The organism is Pedobacter gandavensis, from assembly GCF_032678465.1.
Taxonomy (GTDB): domain Bacteria; phylum Bacteroidota; class Bacteroidia; order Sphingobacteriales; family Sphingobacteriaceae; genus Pedobacter; species Pedobacter gandavensis_B.
Map to the genome: position 1 here is coordinate 175,585 of NZ_JAVTSK010000001.1, position 15,036 is coordinate 190,620.

A 15,036-nucleotide genomic window follows, 5' to 3' on the forward strand; every position below is an offset into this window, starting at 1 on the left:
GATTTTGTGCTGGCGGTTCCTCCTTTTTTTTATGCAAGAAAACCGATCTTCTAAAGAATTAATACTAAAAAAGATAAGGAAGGCGCTTTTAGAAAAGCGGGATAGCCCTTATCCGAATCTGGAAGATACCCCATTGTATCCTAAGAGCGATGAATTCCTGGAAATCATGTTTGCTGAAGAGCTGACAGCCGTTTCCGGTAATTTTATTTATTGCGAAAATGGGATGGATTTCATTGAAAATATGCTGCAACTGGCAGAGAAATTCAATTGGAGAAAGATCTATTGCTGGGAGCCTGAATTACAAAACCTTTTATCAGAATATGAATTCCCCTTTTATCAGACCGATAAGGATTTTGAACTGGCGGAAGTAGGAATTACACTTTGCGAAGCATTGATTGCCCGCAACGGCTCTGTGATGGTTTCTAATGAAAATGCAGCTGGGAGAAGGTTAAGTATTTTCCCCCACCACCACATCGTTATTGCCAGAACCGGTCAGTTGGTACTGGATCTAAAAGATGCCTTTAAGCTTATCAAAAACAAATATGCAGATCAGCTTCCTTCGATGATCAGCACGATCACCGGACCCAGCCGAACCGCGGATATTGAAAAAACACTGGTACTCGGAGCGCATGGACCTAAGGAATTATTTGTAATTTTAATTGACGATTTTAGCTAATCGTTTCACATTTCAATTAATTAATCCTAATTTTATACTGTACACCAATTCAGTATACGGTTCAAAATGGGCGAAAAAACAAACATACATTCAGTTATTATAGGTACTGGTAGTTATATTCCAGAAAATATCATCTCAGGTGACGCCTTTGTGAATTCTATTTTTTACGATAATGGTGTACCATTGGAGAAGGATATTCATGAAATCGTCCATAAGTTTAGTGAAATCACTGAGATTAAGGAAAGACGATATATTGATGACCATTTAAACAATAGCGACATGGCTACCGTTGCTGCGCAACGTGCAATTGACCATGCGGATATAGATAAAGAAAGTCTGGACCATATCATCTTTTGCCACAATTTTGGGGATGTGAATCTGGGAAGTAACCGAATGGATATTCTGCCTTCACTTGCCGCTAAGGTAAAACAAGCCCTGGAGATCAACAATCCTGATTGTGTGGCATATGACCTTATCTTTGGTTGTCCGGGTTGGGTACAGGGCGCCATTCAGGCGAATTACCTGATTCAAAGTGGCGATGCCAAAAAGGTATTGGTGATTGGTGCGGAAACTTTGTCCAGAATTACCGATCCTCATGACCGAGATTCCATGATTTTTTCTGATGGCGCCGCTGCTGTGGTGTTTGAAGGACAGTCTTCAACAGAAGATCTGGGGATCATTGCCCATAAAACACAGACTTTTGCAGTCAATTTCGGTTCATTGTTACAAATGGGCAGAAGTAACAACCCTTCGGAAGACAATGGCAATGCTTATCTAAAAATGAACGGTCGTAAATTGTATGAGTTTGCGGTGACCAATGTCCCTCAGGTGGTGAAAAAAGCGATTGATAAATCGGGTGTTGACATATCCGCAATTAAAATCGTATTTATCCATCAGGCCAATGGAAAAATGGATCATGCGATTATGAAACGTCTTTTTAAATTATACGATTTAGATACCGTTCCTGAAAACCTGGTTCCAATGTCCATTTGCTGGCTTGGAAATAGTTCAGTAGCCACCGTACCTACCCTACTTGATTTGGTCTGGAAAGGAAATGTAGAGGGTTATCAGATCAACAAGGGCGACTATGCAGTCTTTGCTTCAGTTGGCGCAGGAATGCACATCAATGCGTTTGTTTATCGTTTTTAAATTCCATTCCACTTTATTGGAAAAAATTATTCTCGCTAAAAATATAGCGTAGGAACATCATTTTTTTTTATGTAAATTGTACTAACAACAATTTAATTTTAACGCTCATGAAAAATTTAATGATGTTCCTCAGTGCTGCATTGCTACTGAGCTCCTGTTCCAGGTATTATGTCAGCACACTCCAAAGTTCCAACGCTAAAAAATCAGAGAAAACTGGTGTATTTACCTTTGAAAATGATACCATATCGGTTACCTACAATTTCAATGGACAAAATGCACCAATTAATATTGAATTCTATAACAAACTTAATGAGCCTATATATATTGACTGGCAAAAGTCGGCTTTAATTAAGGGCGATCAGGCCATTAGTTTTTCCGGCAAGAAAATCACATTTACTGGAAACTTTTCTGGCAGTTCCACAAATTTCAACAATAACAGTAATAATTCGTTTGATGTCAGCTATCAGGCTGGAAATTTTAATGGAAATGCGACGCTTCCTGAGGAGATCAGCTTTATTCCTCCTAAGTCTAAGATGATCAAAACCCCTTTAAAACTTGCAGACAAGCACAATTATAAATCGTTATCAGATTCACTATACCAGAAATCCTTCATCCAACTTACGGACCGGGCAGGTGTATGGGGCAAATCAGCAAGCTTTAACGAGTTGAACAGCCCCCTATCCTTTAAAAGCTATTTGACCATGTATACGGCCCAAGACCACAAAAGAAGGGAGTTTTCGCTTACTCAGGACTTCTATCTTTCCGCTTTGCTAAAGACTTATAGTCATCCGAAAACAATGTCAGAGTTGGTCAATAACCCAGGAAATGTCTTTTACAACACCGAACGCACCGGCTATGCCAAAACAATGTCCGGTATTATCGGAGTTGGCGCCTTGGTGGCCGTGGGTTTTGCTGTGGAAGGAAATAACTCAAAGACCAATTAAACACCTTTACTTTATCCGGTTTAATCCGGCTTTAGCCTGAGTTTCAATACTGCTTTCATATTCATGGTTTTTCATCTGAATGGCAGTATTGAAACTTTCTTTTGCTTTGGGGATATTCTTTTGCTTCTCATATACCTTTCCCATTTGCAATGCTGCATTTGCAGCAAAATAGTATTTCAATTGTTTCCCGCTATTAATGGCCAATTGATAATTTGTTAAAGCCATATCATCTTTACCGATATCATCGTATAAACGTCCCAGGCGATAGTAATACTCGGTGCGGTCTCTCCCAGCGCTAAAATCCTCTGGTTTTTTCTCAGATAAAACCGCAATCCCTTTGGTATCATAGCCCCCGTCAAATAATAATCTGGCTTTTAATAAGGTCAAATCAGGCTTTGGCCCATTTGCTTCGCTGAGTGCCTGTTTGTCTTTTTCCTGAAAGAGATAACCACTATTCTTTATTTTGTTTACAAAAGCCGAATAAGCCCCTGTATCGCCTTTTAAAAGCGCAGCCCAAGCCAAGTGCAGGTTAGTGTCTTTAATGTAATTGACGCCTTTATTTTGCTGTAAGAACTTATTAAAGTAACTGGTAGCAGAGAGATCCAATTTATTGAGCAGCGCTTTTCCTAATAAAAGGTCTAAATATGGAAATGGGCTATAATAATTTCCTGAAGGCCGGTTTTGTAAAATCTGTATGGCTTCTGCATTGTGCCCTGTTTTGGCGCAGACTGCAGCCTGCAAATAAGCTTTCAATAAACTGCTGTCGGCCATCCTTGCCGTATACTTCATCGTTTTCTGATAGGCATTCGGACTATGTGCGATGTCGTTCAACACAAATGCATAGTAGAATACGACTTCTTCATAAAATGGCTCATAAGTAGACTTTGGTAGATTTTCTGCCAGATTATCTAACATATTCATCCCGGTTTGCAGATTTCCTTTGATCCCAAACGTTGCCAATGTGCTTTTTAACATGCCATCAGGCAAATTTCCGAGGAAAGCATTAATGACGCCCAATCCTTTTGAGTTGAGGTGAAAGCCAGGGAATTTTTTACTGTTTTCCTGGAGTAGTCCATTTGCTTTCTTTATCTCTCTGGCGGCGGCAAAATATTCCCCATAACGACCTCTGATTAGGGCCCATTGCAGGTTAATTTCGGCCTGTGCGTACAGGTAATAAGGCGAATTTTTATCATCCCCTTCTATCTGATCCAGTCTTTTTGATTTATTGTCTTTTAACTGATCAAAATCAGTTTTACTTTCTGTAGTCAGTAAATGAAAATAATCAATATAGTTTTCCAACAAGGGAATAATTGAATTATTGGGGTTTACCTTCTTTTCATTTGCAATTAATGCTTTAGCCGTATTGAGTTTCAGTTCAAAGATATTCTGATAGGCTCTCAGGCAGTTTGCATTGAAATCAAAGTTCGCAAACAGTGCATTAGGCAGGGTTAAAAGAAGAATAAAGAGTGATAACCTAACAAATATTGATTTTATTTCAAACATAGGGATACATTGTACAGTATAGAAAGAATAAGGATTAACAACAATCTGGCGACAATGTTTCAAAGATAAAAAACCGGCTTAACGAAAAAAGGCCGGAATTAGATTCCGGCCTTTTTATATTCGATTGTTTATACTTATACTGGAGCTACTTCTTGTGTTAGTGCTTCATCCACAAGGATTCTTCCACAGTGTTCGCAAACGATAATTTTCTTACGTTGACGAATGTCAAGCTGACGTTGAGGCGGAATCTGGTTGAAACAACCTGAACATGAATCACGATCAATTGTAACTACTGCTAATCCATTGTTTGCATTTCCTCTCAATCTGTTGTAAGCGGTTAAAAGTCTCTCTTCGATTAACGTTTCTGCTTTTTCAGATTTTTTAGCAAGGGCCTGCTCTTCTTTTTCCGTTTCAGCAGTAATGGTTTGCAACTCGCCTTTTTTGATTTCAAGATCTTTTTTTCTTGATTCTAAATCAGCTAATGCTTTTTCATAAACCTCATTTTTTGTTGCGATGTCAAATCCGAACTCTCTGATCTTCTTCTCACAAACCTGAATTTCAAGCGTTTGTATTTCTACCTCTTTTGTCAGGGCATCGTACTCACGGTTGTTTTTAACATCTTTTAACTGGGTCTCATATTTCTTGATCAAGTTTTGAGCTTCTTTGATCATGTTTTTACGCGTTACAATGGCATCTTCAGTATCATCCAATTCGCCTTTGAATTTTTGTATACGTGTTTCCAGGCCAGCAACTTCATCTTCTAAATCAGCTACTTCCATTGGTAATTCACCACGGATTTGACGTATTTTATCGATCTTAGTATGCAGGGTTTGTAATTCGTATAAAGCTTTTAGCTTTTGCTCTACAGTTTGTTCCATTAAATGAAATAATTTATGGGGTTTGTGTTATGCTCCGTTAAACGGATTGCAAAGTTAGGAAATTTTTCTTGAATAATATCTATCAACAAATCAGATGTAAATTGTTCACTCTCAAAGTGTCCGATATCTGCGATGACTAATTTTTCGTCGGCATCAAAAAACTCATGGTATTTAAAATCGGCGGTTACAAAAGCATCGGCTCCCGCAGCAATTGCTTCTTTCAGCAGAAAGCTTCCGGAACCACCACATACTGCGACCTTTCTGATTTTTTTTGGCAGTAATTTGGTGTGTCTGATGACCACCGCATCCATCTTATCCTTAACCAGGTTTAAGAATGCGCGTCCGTCTATAGCCTCTTCCAGCCAGCCAATCATACCGGCCCCTACGGTATCCAGTTTATTTTCCAAATGATAAATATCGTAGGCAACTTCTTCGTAAGGATGATTTTCCAATAAAGCCAATAAGATTTTTCGTTCATTTTGAGCAATAAAAACCGTTTCTATCCTGATTTCTGGTTCATGATGGCGAATTCCCGGTTCTCCAACAAAAGGATCGGTATGTTCATTTCCTTTGAAGGTTCCCGTCCCGGAAGCATTGAAACTACATTCGCTGTAATCACCGATGTGTCCTGCTCCTGCAGCAAAAAGCGCATCTTTCAGCTCTTCTGCCTGTTCAATCGGACAAAAAGTAACCAGTTTTTTTAAGAGTGCGCCTTTAGGACTTAGTATTTTGGCATTTTTTAGCTCTAGTCTCTTTGCAATAACACCATTGACACCATATTTTACATGATCCAGATTGGTATGGATGGCATACAAAGCGATGTTATTTTTAATGGCTTTCAGCACTACCCTTTCCACATAAGTTTTTCCAGTGATCTTTTTCAATCCTATGAAAACAATAGGATGATGGGTAATGATGAGATTGCAATTTTGTGAGATGGCCTCATCTACAATGTCTTCCGTACAATCCAGGGCCACTAATGCCCCATGTACTTCCATTTCAGGCTGCCCGATCAGTAAGCCGGAGTTGTCATAATCTTCCTGATAATTCAGCGGTGCAAATGCTTCCAGGTGTGCTATTAAAATGGATAATCTCATAAGCTGTAAATTTACGATTTGAACCGCATAAAATAAACTTAATCATTTTCCGGCTTTCTAGCATTTGAAAAACAAAAAAGCCGGTACAAAAAATGGCACCGGCTTTTTTCCCGTAAAGGTTTTATTGGATATTTCCCATTTTAACCATTTGTAAACTATCAAAAACCATGCGCTGGTTATATTCCATAGCCAAGGTTTTATGGTTTACCAGGTCGATTATAGTCCCTATAAAACATAAACCCATCGTAAAGAAATAAAGCACCCCCATTCCGATTTGATTTGTTAAAAATCTGGGTAAGCCTGGAACAAAAAAACCTAGGATACAATACAATACCATATCATCAGGATTTCTTCTTTTACTTCCGTAAATCATTAAAAACCCTCTCAACTGTTGTTCACTAAATCCGGTAGTTGCTGCCTGCAAGTACGAATATTCCTGGGGTGTGATACCCGGCAATGTCATAAACGGTGAATCAAACATATCTCTCCTCCTTATATTTTAATTTTCTTTTGTTATCTATTGTTTTATTAATCAATTCTATAATCCGATGTACAATGATCATCAAGGCAGGTATTCCAAACCAGTGATGCGCGAGACTTTCCCTAACATTTCCATGAAACAATTGTGTAATTGCTCTTCCAATTCCACAACCGGGACACCAATCTATTCCTAAATTGGCCAATGGACAAAGCGTAAAATGATGAACATGCCCATGCGCAATGGGCTCTGCTATTGCGAGCAACACCAGGGCTATAATCCAAAAGACCAATTCTAAAGGTATGTGCTGTAGCGTTTTCATCAAATAGACTTTAATCAATCCCGAAATCAATACGCTTAATCTCGTTTGTATTTAAGATTGATTATTAGAGACTTTGTTACATTTAAGCTCATCATAAATCTTACCTTTGCATAGTGAACATCCGTGACCTAATTAATAATTACAAAACAGACGAACGCATTGTCGCATTGGCAAAAGCCCTCAACGCGGGTAAAGGTAATAAACTTCAACTAAAAGGCTTAGTTGGTTCTGCCGATGCAACGATAGCTATTGCTATTTATTTTCTGTTACATAAGCCCATGTTATTCGTACTTCCTGATCGGGAAGAGGCTTCTTATTTCATGGCCGATCTGGAAAGTATCCTTGATAAAGAGGTGCTGCTTTTTCCTTCATCCTTTCGTAAACCATTTGAATTCACCCAGGTAGATACTGCAAATGTATTGGCCAGGGCAGAAGTACTCAATGAGCTGAATCACCATTCAGAATATGGCAAGATTGTGGTGACTTACCCGGAGGCTTTGGCTGAAAAGGTAATTAATAGGAGTGTACTGGAGAAAAATACGCTGGAGATTGCCGTCCAAACGAAACTGGGCATTGATTTCATCAATGAATTCCTATTCGATTATGATTTTGAACGTACGGAATTTGTCTATGAACCTGGTCAGTTCTCAATTAGAGGGGGGATAGTAGATATTTTCTCTTTCTCTCATGATTTACCATACCGTATTGAATTTTTTGGAGATGTGATAGAAAGTATCCGGACTTTCGAAATTGAAAGTCAGCTTTCGGTAGAAGATGTAAAAAGTTTTACCATCATCCCAAATGTACAGTCCAAATACCTTACAGAAAGCAACATTAATCTATTAGATTACATAGAAAAAGATACTCTTCTTTGGTTTAAAGACGTAGAATTTAGTCTGGACATTATTAAAGGTGGTTATAAAAAAGCAAAAGAACTCTGGCTGGCTTTGCCTGCCAAAGAGAAATCTGAAAACCTGGACTGGATTGATCCACAATTTGCTTTTACTGATGAGAAAATGATGGCCGATATGGTGCATGATTTTGCATTGCTGGAATTTGGAAAGCAATTTTTCTATAAAACAGAGCATGTATTTTCTTTTGATACTAAACCGCAGCCATCCTTCAACAAGGACTTCAATCTGCTCATTCATAACTTAAAAGAAAATGAGAAGCAGGGGATACATAATTATATTTTCAGCTCTTCGCCAAAACAAACAGAACGTTTGTATGCGATTTTAGAGGATATCGATAAAACCGCCAAATTTACTCCAGTCCACCTGGCTTTGAGAGAAGGTTTCCTGGATCCACATCAAAATGTGGCCTTTTATACCGACCATCAGATTTTCGACCGTTTCTATAAGTATAAACTGAAAAGAGGGTACCAACGTAGTCAGGCCATTACTTTGAAAGAATTAAGAGACCTGAAACCTGGAGATTTTGTGACCCATATTGACCATGGTATTGGAAAATATGCCGGTTTGGAGAAGGTAGAGGTTAGTGGAAAAACACAGGAGATGATTCGTCTGGTGTATGCTGACAATGATTTGCTGTATGTAAACATCAACTCCTTAAACCGGATTGCCAAATACAGTGGCAAAGATGGAACTGCTCCAAAAATGAATAAGCTAGGCACAGAAGCCTGGGATAAGCTCAAAAAGAATACTAAAAAAAAAGTTAAAGACATTGCCAGAGACCTGATTAAGCTTTATGCTTTGAGGAAAACTCAGAAAGGTACTGCTTTTGATCCTGATGGCTATCTGGAAACAGAACTGGAAGCTTCCTTCATTTATGAAGATACCCCGGATCAGGAAAAGGCCACTATGGACGTTAAGAAAGACATGGAGGCACCGCACCCAATGGATCGACTGATTTGTGGTGACGTGGGCTTTGGTAAAACAGAAATTGCGATCAGAGCTGCATTTAAAGCTGTTGCCAACGGCAAACAGGCGGCAGTATTGGTACCAACCACTATTTTGGCATTACAGCATTTTAAAACTTTTTCTGCCCGTTTAAAGGAATTCCCTTGTACGGTAGATTATATCAATCGTTTCAAAACGAATAAACAAATCAAGGAAACCCTTGCTAAAGTAGCCGAAGGTAAAGTAGACATTGTAATTGGAACACATAGACTCCTGAGTAAAGACGTTAAATTCAAAGATCTGGGCATAATGATCATTGATGAAGAGCAGAAATTTGGTGTAACTTCCAAAGAAAAACTCAGGGTATTAAGGGCAAACGTGGATACATTAACCTTAACAGCTACACCGATTCCGAGAACACTACATTTCTCTTTGATGGGGGCAAGAGATCTTTCGATCATGAGTACACCACCACCTAACCGTCAGGCTGTAAATACTGAACTTCATGTATTCAATGATAAATTGATCCAGGAAGCCATTCAATTCGAGCTGGATAGAGGCGGACAGGTATTTTTTATCCATAACCGGGTTAATGATCTGCCACAGTTAGGCGGACTGATCCAGGGTCTGGTTCCCAAAGCAAGAATTGGAATTGCACACGGACAACTGGACGGAGACGCTCTTGAAGACGTGATGCTTGATTTTATCAATGGAGAAAAAGATGTATTGGTGGCCACTACCATTATTGAGGCTGGTCTGGACATTCCAAATGCGAATACCATCATCATTAATCATGCTCATATGTTTGGTCTGAGTGATTTACACCAGATGAGGGGCAGGGTAGGACGATCCAATAAAAAGGCTTTCTGTTATTTATTAAGTCCGCCATTATCTACACTTACCTCTGAAGCGAGAAAAAGATTGAGTGCAATAGAAGAATTTTCGGATCTGGGCAGTGGTTTTAACATCGCCATGCGTGATTTGGATATCCGTGGTAGTGGAAACCTCTTAGGAGCAGAACAGAGTGGCTTTATAGCAGAAATTGGCTTCGAAATGTATCATAAGATCTTGGATGAAGCCATCCAGGAATTGAAAGGTGATGAATTTAAGGATTTATTTAAAGATGAACCTACTCGTCCTTTTGTCACCTTTACACAGGTAGATACCGATCTGGAGATGTTTATCCCTGATGATTATGTGACAAATATTACGGAAAGATATAACCTGTACACAGAACTTTCTAAACTGGAAAATGAAACACAGTTGAAAGCTTTTGAAAATGCATTGAAAGATCGTTTTGGGCCTGTTCCTAAGCCGGTAAAAACCATGCTCAATGTATTGCGTTTACAATGGGTAGCTAAGAAGCTAGCTTTTGAGAAGCTGAGTTTTAAAAAAGGAATATTGCGTGGTTATTTCATCGCTGATAAGCAGTCTTCTTTCTTCGATTCGACAATGTTTAACCAGATTTTGCATTTTGCACAGATGCATCCAAGAATTTGTAATTTAAAAGAAGTGAAAAACTCGCTACGTATTGCTTTTGAAAATCTGAATACAGTAGATGAAGCAGTAGAGATGCTAAATATGGTGGCTAATTAACAGGGTAAATTATGAATCCTCAATTATTAAATGATCTGGTGACCATGAAAATGCCTTTTGGGAAATACCAGGGCAGAACCATGTGTGACCTTCCTGAATCTTACCTGATCTGGTTTCACAATAAGGGTTTCCCGGCTGGAAAACTTGGCGAACTACTAGCCACTTTGTATGAAATCAAATTGAATGGTTTAGAATACTTATTACAGCCTTTGAAAAGAAGATAGGTGAATTCCTCTCTTTCCGGAGATAATCGCTTAAAAGCGCTTATTTTATCTAAATAAAGCCAATAAAAAAGCAGCAGAGAGGTCTGCTGCTTTTTTATTGATGATAGATCCTTGAGCTGAAACGCTCTCCTTTTCTTAATACAAAATCAGATATAGGTAGACATACACTACAGGTGCCGACATCAGCAATCCGTCAAATCTATCTAATAGTCCTCCATGACCAGGTAATATATCTCCGGAATCTTTCACATTTAAACTTCTTTTCAGCATAGATTCTACCAGATCCCCTAATGTTCCAAAGCTGGATATCAGTACTGCCATTCCTCCTAAAATTGGAAATGAGAGTTCTGTGAAGAAAATAGAAAGGAGATAAGCGACCAGTACACTGGTCAAAACCCCGCCAAAAAATCCTTCCCATGATTTTTTTGGAGAATGACGCTCAAATAACCTTGTTTTTCCAAATTTTGAACCAAAAAGATAAGCACCGGTATCATTTGCCCAAAGCATAAGCATAAAGGCCAATGGTAAATGGAAACTATATTCAGGAACATGCCCGATGAAACCCAGGGCATAAAAGAAACAAAAAGGTATGGTTACATACATGAAACCTACGAAAGTATAAGAAATATTGGCAAATGGTATTTTATCTTTTTTATAAAGTTCAGAGATAAATACTGCAAATATCAATGGAATCAACAGGAGCAAAAACTTCGTTTCAAACTCTAAAAAATGGTAACCAGCTGTCATCAAAAAAATTAATCCGGCTACCAGCATTGCAATATTCCGGTGTGGTCTGATTCCAGTTGTTTTAATCAGTTTATAAAACTCCCATAATGCCGCCAGGCTCAATAATAAATAAAAACCAGAATAAACATAAGGTCCTAAAAACATAGAGCCTAACATTACTATGGTAAAAAAGAAAGCTGTAATCGCTCTTGTTTTCATGTATATAGGTGTAATTGTGGTAATTTAAGCGATGTCGTTATCTTTAATATAAGCTTTAGCCTTTTCTATATCATTTGGATGTACCAGGATGTGGATGGTGCCAAAAACCTTATAAGAAGAATCTTGTTGGTTCATGACAACTGCAGGTATATCATTCTCCAGTAGGCCTTGTTTCAATATTTCGGCTGTAAAAGGAGAGTCTGTACTAAATACTTTTGTCCAATTGTTTTCCATCTGTTGTTGATTTATTTTTTAAATATCTGAATAGCAGAAAAGTTAAAATCGCACTGATGATATAACCATACCATTGAAAATAGGTGGTTTTATCAGATTCGGACAAAGGTATATTGTTTTTTTGCATATACCATGCTGTAGTAACCGCATAAGCATTATTTAAAAAATGGGCAAATATGGAATACCACAGACTTCTGGTCCAGAAATAGATGTAACCGAAAGCTGCCCCCAGGAATAATCTAGGTAAAAAACCATAAAATTGAACGTGGATGGCACTGAAAATAAAAGCAGTAAGCCAAATTACCAGATGTGGGTTTTGAAACATTCTTCCCAGAGATCGCTGAATTGCTCCTCTAAACATGAGTTCTTCTGCAATGGCAGGTAACAATGCAATCAGGGCAATATTTATGAAGTAATCTCCAGCATTCTTCATTTTTAAAAGCTCGAGTGTAGTCGCCATAGCAGTATCCTCCTGGACTTTCATCCATGCTTGTACTGATTTTAAAAATTCTGGTAACACCATTTTCTGATTAAATTGTGTTACCCATTCCAATATAGGCATAGCACATACCATCATTAGAATAACCACTATAAAAAAAACCGTTCTTGTGGGCTTAAAGTCATAAAATCGAGAAATTCGCTGTCTTTCTCCCCAGGCTAATAGTAAGGCGGGAAACAAAAAAAGACCCAATTGCTGTAAGGAAATTAATGTCCTGGATACCGTAATGAATTTAGGATTATCTGGAGTCAACCAATCTGGATCGATTAATTCACCATACAAAAAATACAATAGCCCTATGGCAAACAAATAAGTGAGCAATAGTCCAGCAACAGCATAAATACCTAGGGTAAGTAATTGTACATAAGGACTTTTTTCAGGTCTTTCGTTTTCTATAAAATTCATTATTCGTAATATTTGTACCTTTGTCCTTTGATTTTAGGTTTGAAGATAGAGAAATGTCTGTAAAGATAGGAAATATTGATCTGGGAGAGTTCCCACTATTACTTGCACCAATGGAAGATGTAAGTGATCCCCCATTTCGTTTTGTATGCAAACAAAGCGGCGTGGACATGATGTACACTGAGTTTATCTCCTCTGAAGGGCTCATTAGAGATGCCGCTAAAAGCAGAGCTAAACTGGATATTTTCGAATATGAGCGTCCAATCGGCATACAAATTTTTGGTAGCGAAATCGACCATATGAGAGAAGCAACAGAGATCGCTACCCTGGCAGGACCAGACCTGATGGACATTAATTATGGCTGTCCGGTTAAAAATGTAGCCTGTCGCGGTGCAGGATCTGCTTTATTACAAGATATTGACAAAATGGTAAAAATGACAGAAGCTGTTGTGAAAGCAACCCATCTGCCAGTTACCGTTAAAACCCGTTTGGGATGGGATGATACGACCAAAAATGTGGAAGAAGTTGCCGAACGCTTACAAGATGTTGGAATTCAAGCACTAACTATTCACGGAAGAACCCGCGCACAATTGTACAAAGGTTCGGCCGACTGGACTTTAATCCGTGAAATCAAAAGAAATCCAAGAATAAAGATTCCCATTTTTGGAAATGGGGATGTTGATAGCATCCAGAAAGCTGCAGATTGGCGCCTGGAATATGAAGTAGATGGTATTATGATTGGGAGAGCTGCCATTGGCTATCCATGGATTTTCAGGGAAATCAGACACTTTTTCAAAACAGGGGAAATTCTTGCAGGTCCGACAGTAGAAGAACGCGTAAATGTTTGCAGAACACATTTTGAAAAATCTATTGACTGGAAAGGACCTAGGGTTGGGGTATTTGAAATGAGACGCCATTATGCCAATTATTTTAAAGGTTTACCCGATTTCAAACCTTATAGAATGTTATTGGTAAAAGAAGAAAATATAGAAACAATTCATAGCATTTTGGACGAAGTGGCAGATAAATATCATCACATTTACCCTGATGGAGAAATGGCTTGATTTTTGAAAAACAATCCTTAAATATTACTTTAAAATGGTTACAGCAATCACTCAGGGCGTTAAAATTTCCGTAGAAACCATGTACCAGGATGAATATTCTAATCCTGGTAATGAGCATTTTATGTTTGCTTATCAGATTACTATTGAGAATTTATCAGATTATGCGATTCAATTGATGAGGAGACAGTGGTTTATTTTCGATTCTAATGGCACTGAAAGAGAAGTAGAAGGAGAAGGAGTAGTGGGTATCCAACCTTTGATTGAGCCTGGTACCAGCTATACCTATGTTTCCGGAAGTCACTTAAATACAGATATGGGCGCAATGAAAGGAAATTACCTCATGCACCGGATCGTTGATGAAACTGATTTTACAGTAGCTATCCCAGAGTTTAACCTGATTGTTCCTTATCGTCTCAATTAATATTTATTCCTTCCAAATAACATAGAAGCATAATAGACAAGGTTGGCTAAAGCGCCCAATGCGGCTACTACATAGGTCATTGCTGCCCACCAAAGTGCATCCTTGGCCTGCCTATTTTCTTCAGGAGTATTCATCACTCCATTGTTATTCTTCAACCATACCAAAGCCCGGTTACTGGCATCAAATTCTACAGGTAAGGTAATCACGCTAAAAATAGTAAGCAAGGCTAAGCCAATTACCCCAATGCTCAATACAAAAGGATTTCCGGTAAAGCCAATTAATAAAACACCAAGAATTAATACCCATTGCAATAACGTGGAAGAAATGCTCACTAAAGGCACCATACTTGTCCTTAGTTGCAGCCAATGATAGGCTTTGGCATGTTGTACTGCATGTCCACATTCATGCGCTGCAACTGCTGCTGCGGCTACACTTCTCCCATGGTAAACATCTGTACTTAGATTCACTGTTTTATCTTGAGGATTGTAATGATCCGTTAACTGTCCATCAGCATTCATCACCCTCACATCATATATTCCATAATCATGAAGCATCTTTTCCGCCACCTCTTTTCCCGAAAATCCCGAACTTAAACGCATTTCAGTATACTTTGAAAATTTAGTTCTAAACTTCCATTGTACGTACATGCTAATCAGTAATATCGGGATTATTAAAAATAAATAAGTTCCCATTTCCGTCGTGTATGTTTTTCATTTATAACAAATCAAAAAACGAGCCTAAATCT

Annotated in this window: 16 protein-coding genes; 7 read left to right on the plus strand and 9 right to left on the minus strand. The window is 38.4% G+C overall.

Annotated elements, in window-relative coordinates; genetic code table 11:
• Positions 1-31: 31 nt before the first annotated feature.
• The 3 genes from R2Q94_RS00655 to R2Q94_RS00665 all read left to right on the plus strand — a co-directional run bounded on the left by R2Q94_RS00655 (position 32) and on the right by R2Q94_RS00665 (position 2,769).
• Positions 32-676, plus strand: coding sequence for a lactate utilization protein C (locus tag R2Q94_RS00655; protein ID WP_316819502.1), 645 nt, complete (start codon positions 32-34; stop codon positions 674-676).
• Positions 677-742: 66 nt separating this feature from the next.
• On the plus strand, positions 743-1,825 hold the full coding sequence (locus R2Q94_RS00660) for a ketoacyl-ACP synthase III (protein WP_316819503.1): 1,083 nt from the start codon (positions 743-745) through the stop codon (positions 1,823-1,825).
• Positions 1,826-1,932: 107 nt separating this feature from the next.
• Entirely contained in the window at positions 1,933-2,769 is an 837-nt protein-coding gene (locus R2Q94_RS00665; RefSeq protein ID WP_316819504.1) for a hypothetical protein, read from the plus strand.
• Between the two features lie 6 nt (positions 2,770-2,775).
• Here the strand turns inward: R2Q94_RS00665 and R2Q94_RS00670 are convergent, their stop codons facing one another.
• The 5 genes from R2Q94_RS00670 to R2Q94_RS00690 all read right to left on the minus strand — a co-directional run bounded on the left by R2Q94_RS00670 (position 2,776) and on the right by R2Q94_RS00690 (position 7,047).
• Entirely contained in the window at positions 2,776-4,272 is a 1,497-nt protein-coding gene (locus R2Q94_RS00670; protein ID WP_316819505.1) for a tetratricopeptide repeat protein, read from the minus strand.
• Between the two features lie 134 nt (positions 4,273-4,406).
• Positions 4,407-5,150 carry a zinc ribbon domain-containing protein gene (locus R2Q94_RS00675; protein ID WP_316819506.1) on the minus strand — a complete coding sequence of 248 codons (744 nt, stop codon included), beginning with the start codon at positions 5,148-5,150 and terminating at the stop codon, positions 4,407-4,409.
• On the minus strand, positions 5,150-6,247 hold the full coding sequence (locus tag R2Q94_RS00680; protein WP_316819507.1) for a Nif3-like dinuclear metal center hexameric protein: 1,098 nt from the start codon (positions 6,245-6,247) through the stop codon (positions 5,150-5,152). The genes R2Q94_RS00675 and R2Q94_RS00680 overlap by 1 nt, the downstream gene beginning before the upstream one ends.
• A gap of 121 nt (positions 6,248-6,368) precedes the next feature.
• Positions 6,369-6,728: a TM2 domain-containing protein gene (locus R2Q94_RS00685; RefSeq protein ID WP_316819508.1), complete on the minus strand. Its 360-nt coding sequence runs from the start codon at positions 6,726-6,728 to the stop codon at positions 6,369-6,371.
• The gene (locus R2Q94_RS00690) at positions 6,721-7,047 is read right to left on the minus strand and encodes a DUF2752 domain-containing protein (RefSeq protein WP_316819509.1); all 327 of its coding nucleotides are present in this window, start codon (positions 7,045-7,047) and stop codon (positions 6,721-6,723) included. The genes R2Q94_RS00685 and R2Q94_RS00690 overlap by 8 nt, the downstream gene beginning before the upstream one ends.
• A gap of 113 nt (positions 7,048-7,160) precedes the next feature.
• Between R2Q94_RS00690 and mfd the strand changes: the two genes are divergently transcribed.
• The gene (mfd, locus tag R2Q94_RS00695; RefSeq protein ID WP_316819510.1) at positions 7,161-10,502 is read left to right on the plus strand and encodes a transcription-repair coupling factor; all 3,342 of its coding nucleotides are present in this window, start codon (positions 7,161-7,163) and stop codon (positions 10,500-10,502) included.
• Between the two features lie 11 nt (positions 10,503-10,513).
• The gene (locus R2Q94_RS00700; RefSeq protein WP_316819511.1) at positions 10,514-10,726 is read left to right on the plus strand and encodes a DUF3820 family protein; all 213 of its coding nucleotides are present in this window, start codon (positions 10,514-10,516) and stop codon (positions 10,724-10,726) included.
• A 135-nt stretch (positions 10,727-10,861) separates the two neighbouring features.
• On the opposite strand, the gene R2Q94_RS00705 is transcribed toward R2Q94_RS00700, so the two are convergent.
• From R2Q94_RS00705 to R2Q94_RS00715, 3 genes are read right to left on the minus strand one after another with little or no spacing between them, the layout of a single operon-like run.
• Positions 10,862-11,671 (minus strand): phosphatidate cytidylyltransferase, encoded by an 810-nt coding sequence (locus R2Q94_RS00705; RefSeq protein ID WP_316819512.1) that lies wholly within the window; start codon positions 11,669-11,671, stop codon positions 10,862-10,864.
• Positions 11,672-11,695: 24 nt separating this feature from the next.
• Positions 11,696-11,905, minus strand: coding sequence for a DUF2007 domain-containing protein (locus R2Q94_RS00710; protein ID WP_316819513.1), 210 nt, complete (start codon positions 11,903-11,905; stop codon positions 11,696-11,698).
• Positions 11,877-12,809: a CPBP family intramembrane glutamic endopeptidase gene (locus R2Q94_RS00715; protein ID WP_316819514.1), complete on the minus strand. Its 933-nt coding sequence runs from the start codon at positions 12,807-12,809 to the stop codon at positions 11,877-11,879. The genes R2Q94_RS00710 and R2Q94_RS00715 overlap by 29 nt, the downstream gene beginning before the upstream one ends.
• Before the next feature lie 53 nt (positions 12,810-12,862).
• Between R2Q94_RS00715 and dusB the strand changes: the two genes are divergently transcribed.
• Positions 12,863-13,870 (plus strand): tRNA dihydrouridine synthase DusB, encoded by a 1,008-nt coding sequence (gene dusB / locus R2Q94_RS00720; protein WP_316819515.1) that lies wholly within the window; start codon positions 12,863-12,865, stop codon positions 13,868-13,870.
• A 34-nt stretch (positions 13,871-13,904) separates the two neighbouring features.
• Entirely contained in the window at positions 13,905-14,291 is a 387-nt protein-coding gene (gene apaG, locus R2Q94_RS00725) for a Co2+/Mg2+ efflux protein ApaG (RefSeq protein WP_316819516.1), read from the plus strand.
• Here the strand turns inward: apaG and R2Q94_RS00730 are convergent.
• On the minus strand, positions 14,288-14,983 hold the full coding sequence (locus R2Q94_RS00730) for a zinc metallopeptidase (protein ID WP_316819517.1): 696 nt from the start codon (positions 14,981-14,983) through the stop codon (positions 14,288-14,290). The two genes, apaG and R2Q94_RS00730, sit on opposite strands and share 4 nt — an antisense overlap.
• Between the last annotated feature and the right edge of the window lie 53 nt (positions 14,984-15,036).